We start from the raw sequence: 21,245 nt of genomic DNA on the forward strand, positions 1-21,245 counted from the left end.
ACCGCATGAATCCCGTTTCGCTCATCTGTATCGTCACCGGCGTGATGCTCAACGCCTGTGCGCAACTTCTGCTGAAAGCCGGCGTCAACGCTGTCGGGCACTTCGAATTCACGCCGTCGAACATCGTCCCGGTCGGGCTGAAGATCGCGACCCAGCTGCCGATCATCGGCGGCCTCGGCTGCTACGTGCTGAGCGTCGTCGTCTGGATTCTCGGGCTGTCGCGGGTCGACGTGTCGATCGCGTACCCGATGCTGTCGCTCGGCTACGTGGTCAACGCGTTCGCGGCCTGGTACCTGTTCGGCGAGGTGATGTCGGTCCAGCGGCTGATCGGCATCGGCATCATCCTGATCGGCGTGGTCGTGCTCGCGCGCAGTTGAGCGGCCCCGGCGGGCCCGGCGTACATTAAGCGTCCGCCTACAAAAAATCACGGTGCGAATCCGCCAACCGGTGTTTAATGCCGGTTTCGGGCCGGATCGCCCGACCCCTTTATTACACGCCATTACGAGCCAAAGCGTTCATGAGCCAGACTACCGCTCCGTTTCTGCCGTTCACCCGCCCCGAGATCGATGAGGAAACCATCCAGGGCGTCGTCGACGTGCTGCGCTCGGGCTGGATCACCACCGGCCCGCAGAGCCAGAAATTCGAAGCCGCGCTGTCCGAGTACTGCGGCGGCCGGCCGGTCCGCGCGTTCAATTCGGGCACCTGCACGCTCGAGATCGGGCTGCGCATCGCGGGCGTCGGCGCCGGCGACGAGGTGATCACGACGCCGGCATCGTGGGTCTCGACCAGCAACGTGATCCTCGAGACGGGCGCGACGCCCGTGTTCGCCGACATCGACCCGATCACGCGCAACATCGACCTCGACAAGCTCGAGCAGGCGATCACGCCGCGCACGAAGGCGATCATCCCCGTGTACCTGGCCGGCCTGCCGGTCGACATGGATCGCCTGTACGCGATCGCGCGCGCACACAACCTGCGCGTGATCGAGGACGCCGCGCAGGCGCTCGGCTCGACGTGGAACGGCAAGCGCATCGGCGCGATCGGCGACATCGTGTCGTTCAGCTTCCATGCGAACAAGAACCTGACGACGATCGAAGGCGGCGCACTCGTGCTGAACAACGAGGACGAGGCGACGCTCGCGCAGAAGTACCGGCTGCAGGGCATCACGCGCACCGGCTTCGACGGGATGGACTGCGACGTGCTCGGCGGCAAGTACAACCTCACCGACGTCGCCGCGCGCGTCGGCCTCGGCCAGTTGCCGCACCTCGACCGCTTCACCGCGCAGCGCCGTGCGCTCGCGCGCGCGTATTTCGCCGCGCTCGACGGCGGCCTGGCCGTGAAGCTCGGGCTCGGCCTGCCCGTCGCCGATTTCGAGAACGGCAACTGGCACATGTTCCAGGTCACGCTGCCGCTCGACCGGCTGTCGATCTCGCGCGCCGATTTCATGGCGCAGATGAAGGAACGCGGCATCGGCACGGGCGTGCACTACCCGGCCATCCACCTGTTCACGCTGTATCGCGCCCGCGGCTTTACCGAGGGCATGTTCCCTCACGCCGAACGGTACGGCGCGTCGACCGTCACGCTGCCGCTCTTCACGCAGATGACCGAAGACGACGTGCGCCGCGTAGCCGACGCCATCAACCAGATTTGCGAACAATACGGAAAATAAGCGTACATGAGTCACCTTGAAGCACGCGCCGGGCATCCGGGCGCCGCGAATCCGGAAGTTTCGATCATCATCCCCGTGTACAACGAGGAAGATGGACTGGCCGCGCTGTTCGCGCGGCTGTACCCGGCACTCGACGCACTCGGCACGTCGTACGAAGTGATCCTGATCAACGACGGCAGCCGCGACCGCTCGGCCGCCATGCTCGCCGACCAGTTCCACGTGCGCCCCGACACGACACGCGTCGTGCTGCTCAACGGCAACTACGGCCAGCACATGGCGATCCTCGCCGGCTTCGCGCAGTCGCGCGGCGAGATCGTCATCACGCTCGACGCCGACCTGCAGAACCCGCCCGAGGAAATCGGCAAGCTGATCGCGAAGATGCGCGAGGGCTACGACTACGTCGGCTCGATCCGCAAGCAGCGCCAGGACAGCCTGTGGCGACGCAAGGCCTCGCTGGTGATGAACCGGCTGCGCGAGCGCATCACGCGGATCAAGATGACCGACCAGGGCTGCATGCTGCGTGCGTACAGCCGCCGCATCATCGACACGATCAACGTGTGCGGCGAAGTCAACACGTTCATCCCGGCGCTCGCGTACACGTTCGCGCAGAACCCGACCGAAATCGAGGTCGCGCACGAGGAGCGTTTCGCGGGCCAGTCGAAGTATTCGCTGTACAGCCTGATCCGGCTGAACTTCGACCTCGTGACCGGTTTTTCCGTCGTGCCGCTGCAGTGGCTGTCGTTCATCGGCGTGATCCTGTCGCTCGGTTCGGCCGGGCTGTTCGTGCTGCTGCTCGTGCGCCGCTTCATCGTCGGCGCGGAAGTGCAAGGCGTGTTCACGCTGTTCGCGATCACGTTCTTCCTGCTCGGCGTGATCGTGTTCGCGCTCGGCCTGCTCGGCGAATACGTCGGCCGCATCTACCAGCAGGTGCGCGCACGGCCGCGCTACCTGATCCAGGCTGTGCTCGAACAGCACGAAGGCGTGCCGGCGGTGCCGGTCGGCGGCTACCGCACGGGGCCGACGCAATGAAGCCGCGCGCCGTCGTCTTCGCGTATCACAACGTCGGTGTGCGCTGCCTGCAGGTGCTGCTTGCGCGCGGCGTCGACGTCGCGCTCGTCGTCACGCACGAGGACAACCCGAACGAGAACATCTGGTTCGGCAGCGTCGCGTCGGTTGCCGCCGAGCACGGGATCCCGGTTCTCACGCCGGCCGACCCCGCCGATCCGGCGCTGCGCCGCGCGATATCCGACGTGCAGCCGGACTTCATCTTCTCGTTCTACTACCGCCACATGCTGCCGGTGAACCTGCTCGCGATCGCGCCGCGCGGCGCGTACAACATGCACGGTTCGCTGCTGCCGAAATACCGGGGTCGGGTACCGACCAACTGGGCCGTGCTGAACGGCGAAACGGAAACCGGCGCGACGCTGCACGAGATGGCCGCGAAGCCGGACGCCGGCGCGATCATCGGCCAGACCGCGGTGCCGATCCTGCCGGACGATACGGCCACGCAAGTGTTCGACAAGGTCACGGTCGCCGCCGAGCAGACGCTCTGGCGCGTGCTGCCCGCGCTGCTCGCGGGCGAGGCGCCGCATCTGCCGAACGATCTGTCGACGGGCAGCTACTACGGCGGGCGCAAGCCGGAGGACGGCCGCATCGACTGGTCGAAGCCGGCCGCGCAGGTCTACAACCTGGTGCGCGCGGTCGCGCCCCCGTATCCGGGCGCGTTTACCGACGTCGGCGACACGCGCTTCGTCATCGCCCGCGCGCGCCTCGCGGCGCCCGGCAGCCCGGCTGCCGCGGCCGCGGCAGATTTGCCGCCCGGCCTGCACGTAAGCGATAATGCGCTATTCGGCGTCTGCGGCGACAGCCGCGCCCTATCCATTCTCGAGCTGTGGCAGCAACGCGACGGCAGCGAAACCGTCGTGACGCCCGCGGAATTCGCGCAGTTCATTCATTCTTCCCGTCATTCATGAAAGCAAAAAAAGTCCTGATCCTGGGTGTGAACGGCTTCATCGGCCATCACCTGTCGAAGCGCATTCTTGAAACCACCGATTGGGAAGTGTTCGGCATGGACATGCAGACCGACCGGCTGGGTGATCTCGTCAACCACGAGCGGATGCATTTCTTCGAAGGCGACATCACGATCAACAAGGAGTGGGTCGAGTATCACGTGAAGAAATGCGACGTGATCCTGCCGCTCGTGGCGATCGCGACGCCGGCCACCTACGTCCAGCAGCCGCTGCGCGTGTTCGAACTCGACTTCGAGGCGAACCTGCCGATCGTGCGTTCGGCCGTCAAGTACGGCAAGCACCTCGTGTTCCCGTCGACCTCCGAGGTCTACGGCATGTGCTCGGACGAGCAGTTCGACCCGGATGCATCGGCCCTCACCTACGGCCCGATCAACAAGCCGCGCTGGATCTACGCGTGCTCGAAGCAGCTGATGGACCGCGTGATCTGGGGTTACGGGATGGAAGGCCTGAACTTCACGCTGTTCCGCCCGTTCAACTGGATCGGCCCGGGCCTCGACTCGATCTACACGCCGAAGGAAGGCAGCTCGCGCGTCGTCACGCAGTTCCTCGGCCACATCGTGCGCGGCGAAAACATCAGCCTCGTCGACGGCGGCTCGCAGAAGCGCGCGTTCACCGACATCGACGACGGCATCAGCGCGCTGATGAAGATCATCGAGAACAAGGACGGCGTCGCGACGGGCAAGATCTACAACATCGGGAATCCGAAGAACAACTTCTCGGTTCGCGAGCTCGCGCACAAGATGCTCGAACTGGCCGCCGAATTCCCGGAATACGCCGACTCCGCGAAGCAGGTTCAGCTTGTCGAAACGACATCGGGCGCCTACTACGGCAACGGCTACCAGGACGTGCAGAACCGCGTGCCGAAGATCGACAACACGATGCAGGAACTCGCGTGGGCGCCGCAGTCGACGTTCGACGAAGCACTGCGCAAGATCTTCGAAGCGTATCGCGGCCATGTCGGCGACGCGCGTGCGCTCGTCGAGCAGCAGAACTGACGGGACGTTCGCTTGGCTCGTATCGTCCTCAAGATCGACGTCGACACGCTGCGCGGCACGCGCGAAGGCGTGCCGAACCTCGCGCGCATCTTCGACCGCTTCAACGCGCGCGCGACCTTCCTCTTCAGCCTCGGGCCCGATCACACGGGCTGGGCGCTGCGGCGCGTGTTCCGCCCCGGCTTTCTGAAGAAGGTGTCGCGCACGTCGGTGGTCGAGCATTACGGCGTGAAGCAGCTGATGTACGGGGTGCTGCTGCCCGGCCCCGACATCGGCCGCCGCGCGATCGCCGACATGCGCGCGATCCACGAAGCCGGCTTCGAATGCGGGATCCATACATGGGATCACGTGTACTGGCAGGACAACGTCCGCGTGCGCGATCGCGACTGGACCGCGCGTGAAATGCAGAAGAGCCACGCGCGCTTCGCCGAAGTCTTCGGCGCGCCGCCCGTCACGCACGGCGCGGCCGGCTGGCAGATGAACGACTCGGCCTTCGAGCAGATCGACGCCTGGGGGATGCGCTACGCATCCGACGGCCGCGGCCATTCGCCGTACCTGCCGGTGGTCGGCGGCCGCACGCTGTCGCACGTGCAGATGCCGACCACGCTGCCGACGCTCGACGAGGTGCTCGGCGTCGACGGCGTCGACACGCACAACGTCGCCGCGCACATCCTCAGGTTCACCGAAACCAATCCGCACGACCAGGTGTTCACGCTGCATGCGGAACTGGAAGGCCAGAAGCTCGCATCGGTATTCGAGCAGTTGCTCGCCGGCTGGCGCGCGCAAGGCCATACGTTTGCGACGATGGGTGACTATCACGCGACGCTGGACCGCGACTCGCTGCCATCGTACCCTGTCACGTGGGGCGAGATCCCCGGCCGCTCCGGCGAACTGATCGTCCAGCCCGACTGAGTTCGCGCGCGAGCCGGCGCCGCCCTCCGCGCTTGCGGCGCGCTGCCGAACCGCGCTGCCGCGGCGCCTTTCCATAACAACAGGAGAAACACGTGTCCGTCGAAGTTGACCGTCAAGTTCCCGATTTCACCGCACCGGCTACGGGCGGCGACATTTCGCTGTCCGGCCTGAAGGGCAAGAAGCTCGTTCTGTATTTCTATCCGAAGGACAACACGCCGGGCTGCACGACCGAAGGCCTGCAGTTCCGCGATCTCTATCCGAAGTTCAAGAAGGCCGGCGCCGAAGTGATCGGCGTGTCGCGCGACAGCCTGCGCTCGCATGACAATTTCAAGGCCAAGCTCGAACTGCCGTTCCCGCTGATTTCGGATGCCGACGAAGCGCTGTGCGCGCTGTTCGATGTCATCAAAATGAAGAAAATGTATGGCAAGGAAGTACGCGGAATCGAGCGTTCGACGTTCCTGATCGATGCCGACGGCGTGCTTCGCCAGGCATGGCGCGGCATCAAGGTGCCGGGGCACGTGGACGACGTGCTAAGTGCTGTACAAGCGCTTTGAGCCGCGTTATATTGGGCCGCAATGAATGCCAGTTCGCCCCATATTTCTCGTAGCTGCGCCGGTGCCCGTTGCGATGCTTCCCGGCACCTGACGCGCATCACGACGGTATCAGCCGAGCCGCATGTCCCGGTCCACGGGGCAGCGGCTTTTTTTATGGATTGGGCGCCGGCTCTCGGTCCGGTGCCCACCCCGTCAAGGAGTTGACCGACACTTAGGCGAACCGGCTAGACGAAATTCCTGTGCGCCACCGCGCGCAAACTGCATGCGTCTACGTCACGCAGGATGCGATCAGCGGCGCACTTCATGCGACACGATTCCTCCCGAGGGACACCATGCCTTTGCCTACTCCCCCCAGCAAGCTCGGCAGCCTTCTGCCGCCCGACGAATACAAGGCGAAAGCGCGGCCCGCGAAAGCCGCGAAGAAATCCGCCGAAGGGGACGCATCCACAGCCGGTGACTATGGCCCGGCCAGCGTGGCCCAACCGATGACCGAAGCCGCGAATACGACCGCGCCGCTGCGCGCCGTCGCGCCGTCGGCGCAGGAAACCGCGAGCACGCCCGCACGCGGCCGCAAGACCCGACAAACCGCCGCACTGCTGCAACCGATCCCGCAGCCGGTCGAACCCGCGGCACCTGCCGTTCCCGAAACGCCCGCGGCGCCCGTCGTCGCACGCAACGACAAGCCGGCCGCCGGCAAACCGGCCGCCGCACCCGCGCGCGATGCCGGCGCCGCGACGAAGTCGCGCAGCCGCAAGCCCGCCGAGGCCGAGCTGCAGAAGCTGTTCGTGCTCGACACCAACGTGCTGATGCACGACCCGAGCAGCCTCTTCCGCTTCGAGGAACACGACGTCTATCTGCCGATGATGACGCTCGAGGAACTCGACAATCACAAGAAGGGGATGTCCGAAGTCGCGCGCAACGCACGCCAGGTCAGCCGTACGCTCGACGCACTGGTTGCCGACGGCGGCCCGATCTCGGCCGGCATTCCGTTGTCGCGCCTCGGCAGCCGCGAGGCACTCGGCCGCCTGTACTTCCAGACGAAGCTGGCCGACATCGCGCCGGTCGAAGGCCTGCCCGAAGGCAAGGCCGACAACCAGATCCTCGGAGTCGTCCGGGCGCTGCAGCGCGACCGGCCGGACCGCCAGGTCGTGCTGGTGTCGAAAGACATCAACATGCGAATCAAGGCGCATGCGCTCGGCCTGCCGGCGGAAGACTACTTCAACGACCAGGTACTCGAGGACAAGGATCTCCTCTATAACGGCGTGCGCGAATTGCCGCAGGACTTCTGGACCAAGCACGCGAAGGGGATGGAGAGCTGGCAGGACACGAAGACGGGCACCACCTACTATCGCGTGACGGGCCCGCTCGTCGCGTCGATGCTCGTCAACGAGTTCGTCTATCTCGAGCCGCAGAACGGCGAGCCGACGTTCCACGCGATCGTGCGCGAGCTGAACGGCAAGACGGCGCTGCTGCAGACGCTGCGCGACTACAGCCACCACAAGAACAACGTGTGGGGCATTACCGCGCGCAACCGCGAGCAGAATTTCGCGCTGAACCTGCTGATGAACCCCGAGATCGACTTCGTCACGCTGCTCGGCCAGGCCGGCACCGGCAAGACGCTCGTCGCGCTCGCGGCCGGCCTCGCGCAAGTGCTCGACGACAAGCGCTACAACGAGATCATCGTGACGCGTGCGACCGTGCCCGTCGGCGAGGACATCGGTTTCCTGCCCGGCACGGAGGAAGAGAAGATGCAGCCGTGGATGGGTGCATTCGACGACAACCTCGAAGTGCTGCAGAAGACCGACGACGCAGCCGGCGAATGGGGCCGCGCGGCCACGCAGGAACTGATCCGTTCGCGCCTGAAGGTCAAGAGCATGAACTTCATGCGCGGGCGCACATTCGTCGACAAGTACCTGATCATCGACGAAGCGCAGAACCTGACGCCGAAGCAGATGAAGACGCTCGTGACGCGCGCGGGCCCCGGCACGAAGATCGTGTGCCTCGGCAACATCGCACAGATCGACACGCCTTACCTGACCGAAGGCAGCTCGGGCCTGACCTACGTCGTCGACCGCTTCAAGGGCTGGGGCCACAGCGGCCACGTGACCCTCGCGCGCGGCGAACGCTCGCGGCTGGCCGACTACGCGTCGGACATCCTGTAACACGACCCGCCGGCCGCCCGGCCGACTTTCGACGCCTCGCGGCGCTCCGCTCCCGGAGCGCCGTTTTTATTTTGGGGTCGGAAACGTTGGTCATGCTTCGTTACCGAACAGCCTCACTTACACGCGAAACTTCAAGTAAATTCTCAGGAATGGTTGCTTAAGCCCCGCCGGTACGTCTACCATCGGGTCTGTCTGTTGTCATACGATTCGCGAGCGCGCCGCGCTCGTCCGCCTTGCCATGCTTCGAATCTGCGTTCCCGTCATCGTCGTTTCGCTGCTTGCGGCCTGCTCCAGCGTGCCGCCGCAGTCGGCTTCGCGCACGTCGGGCATGAAGATCACGACGCCGCGCGCGTTCCCTGCCCCCGCCAATTTCCCGAAGTTCGTCGACCACAGCGTCGGCCAGGAAGAAATCTCGATTCAGGCGATGAGCCTCGTCGGCGTGCCGTATCGCTGGGGCGGCAACACGCCGACGAGCGGCTTCGACTGCAGCGGGCTGGTGCGCTACGTGCTCGGCCGCGCGGCCGACGTGAACCTGCCGCGCACGACAGCCGACATGAGCAGCCGCGGCATGTCGATCGACCCCGACCAGGTGGCGCCGGGCGACCTGATCTTCTTCAATACGACCGGGCGGCCGCATTCGCACGTCGGGATCTATGTCGGCAAGCTGCGCTTCGTCAATGCGCCGTCGACCGGCGGCACCGTGCGACTCGACTATCTGACGAATCCGTATTGGGCGAAGCGCTTCGACGGCATTCGCCGCGTCGCGCCGCCGCGTGCGACGCCGGCGCCGTTCGACACGCCGACCTACGAGGCACGGCGCGATGCGCCGCGCACCGCGCCGGTGGCTGCCCCTGCTCCCGCCCCGGTCGTCGCGGCCGCCGCGCCGCAACAGCCGGCCTATGCCGCGCCGCAGGCCGGCGCGACGCCGTCGCCTGCCCCGATCATGCCAGCCGCACCGGTCGTGGCCGCCGCGGCGGCTACGCCGGCAGCCACGTCGGCCGATCCATACGAGCCGCCGCCACCGCGCATGCAGGCCGCTCAGCAACAGGCAACCGCGACGACTGGCGACATGAACGCCATGACGGCGAATGCCGTGCCCGCCAGCCCGGCCGAGACCGGCTCACAGATCCCGACGACGGCGCTGACGGCCGCGCAGGCTGCCGCGTTCGATGCCGAACCGCCTTCCGCAGCCGCCGTACCGTCGCCGCGCAGTACCGAGCCCGTACAGGTGCTGCGCGCCGCTACGCAATCCGCGCCGTCCGGCGCGCGTACCGGCACGGCCGACGATCCGATCGCCCGCTTCGCGAACGGCAGTTACTAGCCCGCCTCGCCGTCCCTGCGGCGGCTTCACCCCGCATCGGTCATTCGCCGTTCGCCGCACGGTTGCATTTGCACACCCCAAAAGAAAATGCGCCGCAGCCTGTCGGCTTGCGGCGCATTTCATGTCGATCCGGCCGTGCCGGAATCAGAACATCAGAAGATCTGGTGTCCGAGCCACCATCCGCCGGCCGCGAACAGCGCGGCCGCCGGCAGCGTCAGCACCCATGCCCACACGATATTGCCGGCCACGCCCCAGCGCACGGCCGACAGCTTCTGCGTCGCGCCGACACCGACGATCGCGCCGGTAATCGTGTGCGTGGTCGACACGGGAATGCCGAGGAACGACGCGATGAACAGCGTGATCGCCCCGCCGCTTTCGGCACAGAAACCGCCGACCGGCTTGAGCTTCGTGATCTTCTGGCCCATCGTGCGCACGATGCGCCAGCCGCCGAACAGCGTGCCGAGCCCCATCGACAGGTAGCACGCGCCGATCACCCATGCAGGCGGCGCATCGGCCGTCGCGGACGCATAGCCCGACGCGATCAGCAGCATCCAGATGATGCCGATGGTCTTCTGTGCGTCGTTGCCGCCGTGACCCAGGCTGTACAGACCAGCCGACAGCAGTTGCAGCCGGCGGAAACGCCGGTCGACCTTGCTGGGCGCGGTACGGAAGTACAGCCACGACACGCCGAGCATGAACAGCGAACCGAGGATGAAACCGAGCAGCGGCGAAATGAAGATGAACGCGATCGTCTTCAGCAGCCCGTCGATATTCAGCGAGCTCCAGCCCGACTTCGCGAGCGCCGCGCCGACGAGACCGCCGATCAGCGCGTGCGACGAGCTCGACGGAATCCCGTAGTACCAGGTGATCACGTTCCAGCCGATCGCACCGACCAGCGCGCCGAACACGACGTAATGGTCGACGATCTCGGGATCGATCGTGCCTTTGCCGACGGTCTGCGCGACCTTCAGGTGGAAGATGAAATACGCGATGACGTTGAATGCGGCCGCGAACACGACGGCCTGCTGCGGCTTCAGCACCCCGGTGGACACGACGGTGGCGATCGAGTTCGCCGCGTCGTGGAAGCCGTTCATGAAGTCGAATACGAGCGCGACGAGCACCAGCGTCGCGACCATCCATAGGGCGAGTTGTATCGAATGCATCGTGGTTCGCTCAGGCGTTTTCCAGCACGATGCCTTCGATGATGTTCGCGACGTCCTCGCACTTGTCGGTGATCTCTTCGAGCAGCTCGTAGATCGCCTTCAGCTTGATGAGCGTCTTCACGTCGTCTTCCTCGCGGAACAGCTTCGACATCGCCGCGCGCAGCACCCGATCGGCCTCCGATTCCCAGCGGTCGATCTCCTCGCATTGCTTGAGGATCTGTGCCGACTGCTTCATGTCGGACAGCAACCCGACCGCCTGCTGCACGTGTTGCGCCGACTGCGTGACGATGTGCGCGAGCTGGCTCGCCTCGGACGTGACGGCGCGCACATCGTACAGCGACACGGCCGTCGCGACGTCTTCCATCAGGTCGAGGATGTCGTCCATCGTCGTGATCAGCTTGTGGATCTCGTCGCGATCGAGCGGCGTGATGAAGGTCTTGTGCAGCAGATCGATCGCTTCATGCGTCAGCTTGTCCGCGGCCTTTTCGGCGGTCTGCACGTTTTGCTTGTGAATCTCGGCGTCAGCGAGATTGTCGATCAGCAGTTCGAGCTCGCGGCCACCGGAAACGATGTGCTTCGCGTGCGCGTTGAAAAGTTCAAAGAACTTGCCCTCGGTGGGCATGAATCGACCGAACATGGGATTCCTGAGAGATTGTCAAACGACTGTCACGAAAACGGGCGATATTGTACCGTTTCCGGTCGTGACGCGACGCGCGCATATGCGCGCGCCGGGATGGGATACAACGTTTGGCTAAATAAGGGTTTACATCCGGCGTTACTCGCCGTAGAAGTTCTGCGCCCCGGCAAAATTATCGAACTTCGTGTATTGCCCCAGGAACGTGAGCCGAACAGGCCCGATCGGACCATTACGCTGCTTGCCGATGATGATCTCGGCCGTCCCCTTGTCCGGGCTGTCGGGGTTGTAAACCTCGTCGCGATAAATGAACAGGATCACGTCCGCATCCTGTTCGATTGCGCCGGATTCGCGCAAATCGGACATCACCGGCCGCTTGTTCGGCCGCTGTTCCAGCCCGCGGTTCAGCTGCGACAGCGCGATCACCGGCACGTCCAGCTCCTTCGCCAGACTCTTCAGCGACCGCGAGATTTCCGAGATTTCGGTCGCACGGTTCTCGCCCTGCGACGAACCCGACATCAGCTGCAGGTAGTCGACGATGATCAGGCCGAGCTTGCCGCACTGACGCGCCAGACGCCGCGCACGCGAGCGCAATTCCATCGGGTTCAGGCCGCCCGTCTCGTCGATGAAGATCTGCGCCTCGCTCATCTTCTGCACGGCATGGGTCAGCTTCGGCCAATCCTCGTCCGTCAGGCGACCGGTACGCATCCGGTGCTGGTCGAGCCGGCCGATCGAGCCGAGCATACGCATCACCAGCTGGGTGCCCGGCATTTCCATCGAGAACACCGCCACCGGCAGCCCGTACTCGACCGCGACGTATTCGCCGACGTTCATCGAGAACGCGGTCTTACCCATCGACGGACGCCCTGCGACGATGATCAGTTCGCCGCCGTGCATCCCGGACGTCATCCGGTCGAGGTCGACGAAGCCCGTCGGCGTGCCCGTGACGTCGCTCGGGTTCGCAGTGTGATAAAGCGTGTCGATGCGCTCGACCACCTGCGTGAGCAGCGGACCGATTTCGAGGAAGCCCTGATTGCCGCGCGCGCCTTCTTCGGCGATCGAGAACACCTTCGACTCGGCTTCGTCCAGCAGCTGGCGTACTTCCTTGCCCTGTGGATTGAACGCATCGGCCGAGATTTCGTCGGCGACCGACACGAGCCGGCGCAACACCGCGCGATCGCGCACGATCTCCGCATAGCGGCGGATGTTCGCGGCGCTCGGCGTGTTCTGTGCGAGTGCGTTCAGATACGCGAGCCCGCCGACGTCGTCGGCCTTGCCGGACGTCGTCAGCGCTTCGTACACGGTCACGACGTCGGCCGGGCGCGTCGACGCGATCAGCCGGCCGATGTGCTCGTAGATGATCCGGTGGTCGTAGCGATAGAAGTCGCCCTGCGACAGGAAGTCGGCAATCCGGTCCCAGGCCGCGTTGTCGAGCAACAGGCCGCCGAGCACCGACTGTTCGGCTTCGACCGAATGCGGCGGGACTTTCAGCGATTCGATTTGAGGATCTTGCGGCGCGTTCATGGGTTGGGATTATCGCGAATTACACAGGACGGCGCCATACCGGCCGCCAGCGATGCGGCAATAAAAAAAGGCAGGCCCCGGTTGCCCGGGCGCCTGCCCTTGTCCGGACGGCGGAAGCCGCCCGGCAAGCTTGCGTACGCTTACGCGTGGTCGCCGATCACGTTGATCGTGACGTCGACGACGACGTCCGTATGCAGCGCGACCTGAACGACGTGCTCGCCGATCATCTTCAGCGGGCCTTCCGGCATGCGAACTTGCAGCTTCTCGACTTCGAAACCTGCCTTCTTCAGCAGATCCGCGACGTCGCCGTTCGTGACCGAGCCGAACAGACGGCCGTCGACGCCCGACTTCTGCGTGATTTCGAACGACTGGCCGTTCAGCTTCTCGCCGACTGCCTGCGATGCGGCCAGCTTTTCAGCGGCGATCTTTTCGAGTTCAGCGCGGCGAACTTCGAATTCGGCGATCGCTTCCTTCGTTGCACGGCGAGCCTTGCGGTTCGGGATCAGGAAGTTGCGAGCGTAACCGTCCTTGACCTTGACGATATCGCCGAGGTTGCCCAGATTGGCGACTTTTTCCAACAGAATGATTTGCATTCGAATTCTCCTTATTGCGTCGCCTGATTACGCCTTGTGCTGATCGGTGTACGGCAGCAGCGCGAGGAAACGCGCACGCTTGATTGCCGTATCGAGCTGACGCTGATAGTGCGACTTCGTACCCGTCAGACGCGCCGGCGTGATCTTGCCGTTTTCGCCGATGAAGTCCTTCAGCGTATCCGTGTCCTTGTAGTCGATCTGCTCGACGCCTGCTGCCGTGAAACGGCAGAACTTCTTGCGCTTGAACAGCGGGTTTTGTTGCTGACGACGCTTGTCGAATTTCTTACCAGTGGGGCGGGCCATGTTCAGTCCTTTCCAATGTCCTGCAATGCTGTGATGTGAAACACCAAGGTTCTCGCGTTGCGGCTTTTCTTTGCCAGGAAGCCCGTGAACAGCGTTTCGACGCCCATTTCACGACGCTCCAGCTTGCCGCTCGCCTCACCGGCCGCCACCGCCTCGATCGTCATTTCGACCTGACGGGGAATGCCTGCTTCGACGACTTCCGTGCGGTGATGCAACGTGGCGCTTGCGATCGGAACACCCGCCGGCGTATATCGCACCGGTGCGCGTTCGACGACGCTCGCCGTCAATTGCAACCTGTTCACGTGAGTAGCGCGCTCCTTGATGGCTTAATAAGTGACGAACTTAAGCCTGCGCTTCGGTCGGCTGAGCTGCAGCCGCCTTCTTGGCTTCTTCGCGCTGAACTTCCTTCATCATCGGCGACGGGCCGGTTTCGGCCTTCTTCATCTTGACGATGAGGTGGCGCAGCACGGCGTCGTTGAACTTGAACGCGTGTTCGAGTTCGTCGAGCGTCGTCTGGTCGCACTCGATGTTCATGCAGACGTAGTGAGCCTTCGCGAGTTTCTCGATCATGTAGGCCAGCTGGCGACGGCCCCAGTCTTCGACACGGTGGATCTGGCCGCCGTGCGTCGTGATCGTGGTCTTGTAACGCTCGATCATCGCAGGCACTTGCTCGCTCTGATCGGGGTGCACGATGAATACGATTTCGTAATGACGCATTACACACTCCTTGTGGATTAAAGCCACCCGGGCGTCTGTACCGGTGTGGCAAGTGAGAAGCCGAAGATTCTAACCCGGATACGGGGCACGTGCAACACCGATCGACGATTTCCGACCGGATTCGGCCATGTTTTCAAAGACTTGAACGGGCAACGGGCAGCAACGGCAGCCCGTGCATCCGCAAAAAACGGGGGCGGACCCGGCGGCGAACCGTCACGCGTGCAATGCGAGTCCGGCAGCCAGCCGCGCGGTTACTCGCTGCCCGCCCCGCCCAGCCGCGCATCGAGCGCCGTCCTGAACGCCGTCAGCGCCGACGGCTCGGCGTCGGTCACCGCCCACCACGTCATCCCCGCCGCGTCCCAACGGTCGAGCGCGTAACCCTGCGACACGGTCGCGTACGGCGCGGATGCCCGCCCTGCGCCGGCCGGCCGCACGTAGACGTCGATCACGTGCTGCCGGTAACGATAGACGAGCACCGCGACGCGGCGCTGCCCGACGTAGTCGAGCCGCCCGCCCGCGAGCGGAAAACCGCTCGCCGACAGATCCTCGACCGGCGGCGCATAGTCGAGCCGGCCGTTGAACCACGGCTTGACGGTATGCCGGTCGGTCGAGATCACGTCGATGTCGCGCGTCGACAATCCGGCCCGCACATGGCTCGCAACCAGTTCGTCGATCGTCCGGTCCGTTTGCGCGTGACGCGCGGACAGCGCCATCCCGCCCGCCGCCGCGAGCGCGACCAGCAGTGCCACGCCCCAGCCGAGCCCGGGTAGCGCCGCGATGCGCGGCCCCGTGCCGGCAGCCGCCGGGCGAGCCGATTCGCCGCGACCGCCCGGCCACGAGAACCAGCCCCGCCCGCTCGGCCGGGGCCGCCGCGCAGCGTCGGGCTCCGGTTCCGCACGGGATGGCCCGCGCGCCGCCGCGTCGCCCGCCGCCGGCAACGCGGCAAGGATGCTCGCCCGCAGCGCATCCGGCGCCCGGTGATAGTCGGCCTGCCGCACGGCGCGCCCCAACGCGACGATCCGTTCGCGTTCGCGGCGGCATGCGTCGCAACCGTCGACGTGCCGCTGTACGCGCAACGCGTCGGGCGCCGACAGCTCGCGGTCGACATCCGCGTCGAGCAGCGCTCGCGCTTCGTTACAGTCCATCGCTCGCCTCCGCTGCGGTTCCGCCCGCCGACGCCCGCGCCGGCTTGCTCGCGCCCGCCGACGATCGCGCGTCGCCCAGCAACGCGGCCAGCCGGCGCCGGCCGCGCGCGAGCCGCGACATCACGGTGCCGACCGGCATGTCGGCGATCGCCGCGATCTCGCGGTAGCTCAAATCCTCCATCTCGCGCAGCACCAGCACCTCGCGATATTCGGGCGGCAACTGCGCGAGCGCCGCATTCACGCGCCGTGCGTTCTCCCCGCGCAGCAGCTCGGCGAGCGGATCCCCTGTCGCCGGTTGCCAGTCGTCGGGAACCTCGGTGTCGTCGAGCGCGTCGGGCAGCGCGACTTCGTGCGCGTGGGTCCGGCGGCGCCACTCGGTGTACCAGGTGTGACGCACGATCGTCAGCAGCCACGGCCGTGCGTTGTCGCCGCGGCACGCATCGACGAAACGCAGCGCACGCATGCAGGCATCCTGGACCACGTCGTCGGCGTCGCCCGCATTGCCGCTCAGCCAGCGCGCCAGGTTGTACGCGGCGTCGAGATGCGGCAGCACGAGCACGCGAAACCGCTCGGCGCGCGCCAGCGCATCGTCCGCCCGCTCGTCGACCGCCTGTCCGGCTTGCCCCACATGGCCTCCCTGGTCCCGGCGGCCGAAGCCGCGCCCGCTCCCGCACGCCGCCCGGACGGACCGGCAGCGAGCGCGCTCGATGACCTTACCGCCGTCGCATCGAGTTTATTCCCGTGAAAGGCCGATGAAGCATAAAAAACCGGCGTTGCCGCAGCCGTTACGGCGTGCTGCTCCAGTAGCCGGGGCGCGCGTATGCATCGCGCAGGTAGTCGATGAAGTAGCGCACGCGCGCGGGCACATAGCGCTGCTGCGGGTAGACCGCGAGGATGTCGTAGTCCGGCAGCGCGTATTCGTCGAGTACCGTCTCGAGTTCGCCCGTTTCGAGCTGCGCGGCGATTTCCCAGGTCGAACGCCAGCCGAGCCCGAGGCTTTCGGCGACCCAGCGGTGCAGCAGCTCGCCGTCGTTGCAGTCGAGATTGCCGGTCACGCGCATCGTCGCAATCTTGCCGTGGCGCTGGAAATACCAGCCGCGGTTCTGGCCGCCCTGCAGGTTGAACGCAAGACAGTTGTGCTTGAGCAGGTCATCGAGCGATTTCGGCCGGCCGTGCCGGCGGAAATACTCGGGCGTGCCGCATACGACGCGCCGGTTCGACGCGAGCTTCACCGCGACGAAGTTCGGATCGACCGAGCCGCCGATCCGGATCGACAGGTCGTAGCCTTCGCGCACGAGATCCACGACGCGATCGGTCAGGTTGAACGACAGCTGCATCTCGGGCTTGTCGACCAGGAACCCGGGCGCGTGCGGCGCGACGTGCTTGCGGCCGAACGCGGCCGGCGCCGACACGATCAGGTGCCCGCTGACCGCGCGGCGCCCCGCGGCCAGTTCGTTTTCGGCCTGGTCCCATTCGGACAACAGCCCGCGGCAGCGTTCGAGAAACGCGGTGCCCTCCTCGCTGACCACCAGCCGCCGCGTCGAGCGGTACATCAGCTTCACGCCGAGGCGCTTCTCGAGCGCGTCGATGCGCCGCCCGAGCACCACCGGCGACACCCCCTCCTCGAGCGCGGCGGCCGCGAGGCTGCCCGCGTCCGCGACCCGCACGAACGTCTCGATCTGCTTGAAGCGATCCATCTGTTGTCTCCGTCCCGGTTCCGACGCCGGCGGGAAACCCTGGCCGGCGGCCATTCCATACTTTTAGTTTCGAAATAAGCGACTTCGGCTGATCTTATCAAACCTTTCCTGCAACCCTAAAGTGTCCCCAACAGACCGATTCGCAAGATTCCACCATTCAAGGAGACATTCATGGCCAAGATGAGAGCCGTCGACGCAGCCGTACTCGTGCTCGAGAAGGAAGGCATCCAGACCGCGTTCGGCGTGCCGGGCGCGGCAATCAACCCGTTCTATTCCGCGATGCGCAAGTCGGGCGGCATCAGCCACGTGCTGGCTCGCCACGTCGAAGGCGCGTCGCACATGGCCGAAGGCTTCACGCGTGCGGCACCGGGCAACATCGGCGTGTGCATCGGCACGTCGGGCCCCGCCGGCACCGACATGATCACCGGTCTCTACTCCGCCTCGGCCGACTCGATTCCGATCCTCGCGATCACGGGCCAGGCACCGCGGGCGCGCCTGTACAAGGAAGACTTCCAGGCCGTCGACATCGAGTCGATCGCGAAGCCCGTCACGAAGTGGGCCGTCACCGTGCGCGAACCGGCGCTCGTGCCGCGCGTGTTCCAGCAGGCCTTCCACCTGATGCGCTCGGGCCGTCCGGGCCCGGTGCTGGTCGACCTGCCGATCGACGTGCAGCTCGCCGAGATCGAGTTCGACATCGACACGTATGAACCGCTGCCGGTCTACAAGCCCGCGGCCACCCGCGCGCAGGTCGAGAAGGCGCTCGCGATGCTCAACGACGCGGACAAGCCGCTGATCGTGTCGGGCGGCGGCGTGCTCAACGCGGCAGCCGAAGACCTGCTCGTGCAGTTCGCAGAAACGATCGGCGTGCCGGTGATCCCGACGCTGATGTCGTGGGGCGCGATTGCCGACGACCATCCGCTGATGGCCGGCATGGTCGGCCTGCAGACGTCGCACCGCTACGGCAACGCCACGATGCTCGCGTCCGACTTTGTGCTGGGCATCGGCAACCGCTGGGCGAACCGTCACACGGGCAGCGTCGAGGTCTACACGAAGGGCCGCAAGTTCGTGCACGTCGACATCGAGCCGACGCAGATCGGCCGCGTGTTCGGCCCGGATCTCGGCATCGTGTCCGATGCGAAGGCCGCGCTCGAACTGTTCGTCGCCGTCGCACAGGAATGGAAGGCGGCCGGCAAGCTGAAGGACCGCAGCGCATGGGTCTCGGAATGCCAGGAGCGCAAGCGCACGCTGCAGCGCAAGACCCACTTCGACAACGTGCCGGTCAAGCCGCAGCGCGTGTACGAAGAGATGAACAAGGTGTTCGGCCGCGATACCTGCTACGTTAGCACGATCGGCCTGTCGCAGATCGCCGCCGCGCAGTTCCTGCACGTGTTCAAGGCGCGCAACTGGATCAACTGCGGCCAGGCGGGCCCGCTCGGCTGGACGATCCCCGCCGCGCTCGGCGTGCGTGCCGCTGATCCGCGCCGCCCGATCGTCGCGCTGTCCGGCGACTACGACTTCCAGTTCATGATCGAAGAGCTGGCCGCCGGCGCGCAATTCAAGCTGCCGTACGTGCACGTCGTCGTGAACAACTCGTACCTCGGGCTGATCCGCCAGGCACAGCGTGCGTTCGACATGGACTACTGCGTGCAGCTCGCATTCGACAACGTGAACGCACCGGAGCTGAATGGCTATGGCGTCGATCACGTGGCGGTTGCCGAGGGCCTCGGCTGCAAGGCGCTGCGCGTGTTCAAGCCGGAAGAGATCGAGCCGGCGCTGCGTCAGGCGCAAACGCTCGCGGAAGAGTTCAGCGTGCCGGTGGTCGTCGAAGTGATCCTCGAGCGCGTGACGAACATTTCGATGGGCACCGAGATCGACGCGATCAACGAATTCGAAGAGCTCGCCGAAAAGGCCGAGCATGCGCCGACCGCGATCTCGATGCTCGACTGAACCGCACGACATTTTTTGACTGACCGACCGAAGAGGCTTAGCTCATGCCGAAGTTTGCTGCAAACCTGACCATGCTGTTCAACGAAGTGCCGTTCCTCGACCGCTTCAAGGCGGCCGCCGACGCGGGCTTCGACGCCGTCGAGTTCCTGTTCCCGTACCCGTACGCGAAAGAGGAACTCGCCGAGCGGCTCGAAACGCACCGCCTGCGCCTCGTGCTGCACAACCTGCCCGCCGGCAACTGGGACCAGGGCGAGCGCGGCATCGCGTGCCTGCCCGATCGCGTCGGCGAGTTCCAGGAAGGCGTGGGCCGTGCGATCGAGTACGCGAAGGCGCTGAAGGTGCCGCAGCTGAACTGCCTCGTCGGCATCCCGTCGGCCAGCACGGCGCGCGACAAGACCTTCGTGACGATCGTCGACAACCTGCGCTTCGCCGCCGATGCGCTCAAGCGCGAAGGCATCCGCCTGCTCGTCGAGCCGTGCAACAGCTTCGACATCCCGGGCTTCGCGCTGAACCGCTCGTCCGAAGGGCTCGACGTGATCCGCGCGGTCGGCTCGGACAACCTGTTCCTGCAGTACGACATCTATCACATGCAGCGCATGGAAGGCGAACTGGCCGCGACGATCGAACGCAACCTCGCATCGATCGGCCACGTCCAGCTCGCGGACAACCCGGGCCGCAACGAGCCGGGTACGGGCGAGATCAACTACGCGTTCCTGTTCGCGCTGCTCGACCGGCTCGGCTATGCCGGCTACGTCGGCTGCGAATACAAGCCCCGCACCACCACGACGGAAGGGCTCGGCTGGCTGCAAAGCGTCGCCGGCTGCGCACCGGGCTCGGCGCGTCGCGCCGCCTGAGATCCGCCCTTCCCGCATCCGCCCCTACAAGGAGACTTTCACATGGCAACCATCGGTTTCATCGGCCTCGGCATCATGGGCGCGCACATGGCGCGCAACCTGCTCAAGGGCGATCATCAGCTCGTCGTGAACGGTGCGTTCCCGGTTCCGGACGACCTGCGCGCAAGCGCCAAGGTCGTCGCGAACTCGACCGAAGTCGCGCAGAACGCCGACATCATCATCTCGATGGTCCCGGACACGCCCGACGTCCGTAACGTGCTGTTCGCCGACGACGGCGTCGCGAAGGGCCTGAGCGCCGGCAAGCTGGTGATCGACATGAGCTCGATCTCGCCGCTCGACACGCAGGCATTCGCGAAGCAGATCAACGCGCTCGGCTGCGACTACCTCGACGCGCCGGTGTCCGGCGGCGAAGTCGGCGCACGCGAAGCGACGCTCACGATCATGGTCGGCGGCCCGGAGCAGGCCTTCGAGCGCGCGAAGCCGTTGTTCGAGAAGATGGGCAAGAACATCACGCTCGTCGGCGACAACGGTGCGGGCCAGACCTGCAAGGTCGCGAACCAGATCATCGTCGCGCTGAACATCGAAGCGGTCGGCGAAGCGCTGCTGTTCGCCGCGCGCTCGGGCGCCGATCCGGAGCGCGTGCGCCAGGCGCTGATGGGCGGTTTCGCCGCATCGCGCATCCTCGAAGTGCACGGCGCGCGCATGACCAAGCGCACGTTCGATCCGGGCTTCCGCATCGAGCTGCACCAGAAGGACCTGAACCTCGCCCTCGACGGCGCACGCAAGCTCGGTCTCGCACTGCCGCACACGGCAAGCGCGCAGCAACTGTTCAGCGTGTGCGCATCGCACGGCGGCAAGGCATGGGATCACTCGGCACTCGTGCGTGCGCTCGAGATCATGTCGAACTTCGAAATCGGCCAGACGCCGGCCGCGTAACGCGGCTGCAACGGCGCGCGTTTCGCCGCAATGGCGAACGCGCGCGACGAATACACGCGAACCGGCTCGCGGCCGGTCGCATCGATGCGCGT

The 21,245-nt window shown here is 65.6% G+C and carries 22 protein-coding genes and 1 pseudogene; 12 read left to right on the plus strand and 11 right to left on the minus strand.

Features of this window, described 5'->3' with window-relative positions; genetic code table 11:
* Window positions 1-5: 5 nt before the first annotated feature.
* The 7 genes from DCN14_RS24115 (at window position 6) to DCN14_RS24145 (ending at window position 6,157) form a co-directional block, all read left to right on the plus strand.
* Window positions 6-377 carry an EamA family transporter gene (locus DCN14_RS24115; protein ID WP_096503033.1) on the plus strand — a complete coding sequence of 124 codons (372 nt, stop codon included), beginning with the start codon at window positions 6-8 and terminating at the stop codon, window positions 375-377.
* 140 nt (window positions 378-517) lie between these two features.
* The gene (locus DCN14_RS24120) at window positions 518-1,669 is read left to right on the plus strand and encodes a DegT/DnrJ/EryC1/StrS aminotransferase family protein (RefSeq protein ID WP_096503035.1); all 1,152 of its coding nucleotides are present in this window, start codon (window positions 518-520) and stop codon (window positions 1,667-1,669) included.
* A gap of 6 nt (window positions 1,670-1,675) precedes the next feature.
* Entirely contained in the window at window positions 1,676-2,698 is a 1,023-nt protein-coding gene (locus DCN14_RS24125) for a glycosyltransferase (RefSeq protein ID WP_096503037.1), read from the plus strand.
* Window positions 2,695-3,642, plus strand: a complete 948-nt coding sequence (locus DCN14_RS24130) for a formyltransferase (RefSeq protein ID WP_096503039.1) — start codon at window positions 2,695-2,697, stop codon at window positions 3,640-3,642. Before DCN14_RS24125 ends, DCN14_RS24130 begins: the two co-directional genes overlap by 4 nt.
* Window positions 3,639-4,694 carry a bifunctional UDP-4-keto-pentose/UDP-xylose synthase gene (locus DCN14_RS24135; RefSeq protein ID WP_096503041.1) on the plus strand — a complete coding sequence of 352 codons (1,056 nt, stop codon included), beginning with the start codon at window positions 3,639-3,641 and terminating at the stop codon, window positions 4,692-4,694. The genes DCN14_RS24130 and DCN14_RS24135 overlap by 4 nt, the downstream gene beginning before the upstream one ends.
* 12 nt (window positions 4,695-4,706) lie before the next feature.
* Complete coding sequence (locus tag DCN14_RS24140; protein ID WP_096503043.1) at window positions 4,707-5,603, plus strand: polysaccharide deacetylase family protein; 897 nt, start codon at window positions 4,707-4,709, stop codon at window positions 5,601-5,603.
* A 92-nt stretch (window positions 5,604-5,695) separates the two neighbouring features.
* Complete coding sequence (locus DCN14_RS24145) at window positions 5,696-6,157, plus strand: peroxiredoxin (protein ID WP_011657063.1); 462 nt, start codon at window positions 5,696-5,698, stop codon at window positions 6,155-6,157.
* A gap of 192 nt (window positions 6,158-6,349) precedes the next feature.
* On the opposite strand, the pseudogene DCN14_RS39160 reads toward DCN14_RS24145, so the two are convergent.
* Window positions 6,350-6,594, minus strand: a pseudogene (locus tag DCN14_RS39160) (hypothetical protein); the annotation flags it as partial.
* On the opposite strand from DCN14_RS39160, the gene DCN14_RS24155 reads away from it, so the two are divergent.
* Both DCN14_RS24155 and DCN14_RS24160 read left to right on the plus strand, forming a co-directional pair.
* The gene (locus DCN14_RS24155) at window positions 6,490-8,319 is read left to right on the plus strand and encodes a PhoH family protein (RefSeq protein ID WP_096503045.1); all 1,830 of its coding nucleotides are present in this window, start codon (window positions 6,490-6,492) and stop codon (window positions 8,317-8,319) included. The pseudogene DCN14_RS39160 and the gene DCN14_RS24155 sit on opposite strands and share 105 nt — an antisense overlap.
* A 238-nt stretch (window positions 8,320-8,557) precedes the next feature.
* Window positions 8,558-9,640: a C40 family peptidase gene (locus DCN14_RS24160; protein WP_096503047.1), complete on the plus strand. Its 1,083-nt coding sequence runs from the start codon at window positions 8,558-8,560 to the stop codon at window positions 9,638-9,640.
* Between the two features lie 152 nt (window positions 9,641-9,792).
* Here DCN14_RS24160 and DCN14_RS24165 read toward each other — a convergent pair whose 3' ends face one another.
* The 10 genes from DCN14_RS24165 to DCN14_RS24210 form a co-directional block, all read right to left on the minus strand.
* Window positions 9,793-10,803 carry an inorganic phosphate transporter gene (locus DCN14_RS24165; RefSeq protein WP_096503049.1) on the minus strand — a complete coding sequence of 337 codons (1,011 nt, stop codon included), beginning with the start codon at window positions 10,801-10,803 and terminating at the stop codon, window positions 9,793-9,795.
* Between the two features lie 10 nt (window positions 10,804-10,813).
* Entirely contained in the window at window positions 10,814-11,440 is a 627-nt protein-coding gene (locus tag DCN14_RS24170; protein ID WP_096503051.1) for a DUF47 domain-containing protein, read from the minus strand.
* A 138-nt stretch (window positions 11,441-11,578) separates the two neighbouring features.
* Window positions 11,579-12,961 (minus strand): replicative DNA helicase, encoded by a 1,383-nt coding sequence (locus tag DCN14_RS24175; protein WP_096503053.1) that lies wholly within the window; start codon window positions 12,959-12,961, stop codon window positions 11,579-11,581.
* Between the two features lie 140 nt (window positions 12,962-13,101).
* Window positions 13,102-13,554, minus strand: a complete 453-nt coding sequence (rplI, locus tag DCN14_RS24180) for a 50S ribosomal protein L9 (RefSeq protein ID WP_096503055.1) — start codon at window positions 13,552-13,554, stop codon at window positions 13,102-13,104.
* A 27-nt stretch (window positions 13,555-13,581) separates the two neighbouring features.
* A complete protein-coding gene (rpsR, locus tag DCN14_RS24185) occupies window positions 13,582-13,857 on the minus strand; it encodes a 30S ribosomal protein S18 (RefSeq protein WP_096503057.1) in 276 nt (91 codons plus the stop codon).
* A 2-nt stretch (window positions 13,858-13,859) separates the two neighbouring features.
* A complete protein-coding gene (priB, locus tag DCN14_RS24190; RefSeq protein WP_031399239.1) occupies window positions 13,860-14,159 on the minus strand; it encodes a primosomal replication protein N in 300 nt (99 codons plus the stop codon).
* 40 nt (window positions 14,160-14,199) lie between these two features.
* Window positions 14,200-14,574, minus strand: coding sequence for a 30S ribosomal protein S6 (gene rpsF / locus DCN14_RS24195; RefSeq protein ID WP_006755436.1), 375 nt, complete (start codon window positions 14,572-14,574; stop codon window positions 14,200-14,202).
* Window positions 14,575-14,825: 251 nt separating this feature from the next.
* Window positions 14,826-15,719 (minus strand): zf-HC2 domain-containing protein, encoded by an 894-nt coding sequence (locus tag DCN14_RS24200; RefSeq protein ID WP_096503059.1) that lies wholly within the window; start codon window positions 15,717-15,719, stop codon window positions 14,826-14,828.
* Window positions 15,709-16,347: an RNA polymerase sigma factor gene (locus DCN14_RS24205; RefSeq protein WP_096503061.1), complete on the minus strand. Its 639-nt coding sequence runs from the start codon at window positions 16,345-16,347 to the stop codon at window positions 15,709-15,711. The genes DCN14_RS24200 and DCN14_RS24205 overlap by 11 nt, the downstream gene beginning before the upstream one ends.
* A 157-nt stretch (window positions 16,348-16,504) precedes the next feature.
* Window positions 16,505-17,416 carry a LysR family transcriptional regulator gene (locus DCN14_RS24210; protein WP_096503063.1) on the minus strand — a complete coding sequence of 304 codons (912 nt, stop codon included), beginning with the start codon at window positions 17,414-17,416 and terminating at the stop codon, window positions 16,505-16,507.
* 171 nt (window positions 17,417-17,587) lie between these two features.
* Here DCN14_RS24210 and gcl point away from each other — a divergent pair, with 171 nt between their 5' ends.
* From gcl to DCN14_RS24225, 3 genes are read left to right on the plus strand one after another with little or no spacing between them, the layout of a single operon-like run.
* Window positions 17,588-19,363: a glyoxylate carboligase gene (gcl, locus tag DCN14_RS24215; protein ID WP_096503065.1), complete on the plus strand. Its 1,776-nt coding sequence runs from the start codon at window positions 17,588-17,590 to the stop codon at window positions 19,361-19,363.
* Between the two features lie 44 nt (window positions 19,364-19,407).
* Window positions 19,408-20,217 (plus strand): hydroxypyruvate isomerase, encoded by an 810-nt coding sequence (gene hyi, locus DCN14_RS24220; RefSeq protein WP_011657073.1) that lies wholly within the window; start codon window positions 19,408-19,410, stop codon window positions 20,215-20,217.
* 42 nt (window positions 20,218-20,259) lie between these two features.
* Window positions 20,260-21,153 (plus strand): 2-hydroxy-3-oxopropionate reductase, encoded by an 894-nt coding sequence (locus tag DCN14_RS24225; protein WP_096503067.1) that lies wholly within the window; start codon window positions 20,260-20,262, stop codon window positions 21,151-21,153.
* Window positions 21,154-21,245 lie beyond the last annotated feature (92 nt).

Source organism: Burkholderia sp. IDO3 (assembly GCF_003366075.1).
GTDB classification, from domain to species: domain Bacteria; phylum Pseudomonadota; class Gammaproteobacteria; order Burkholderiales; family Burkholderiaceae; genus Burkholderia; species Burkholderia anthina.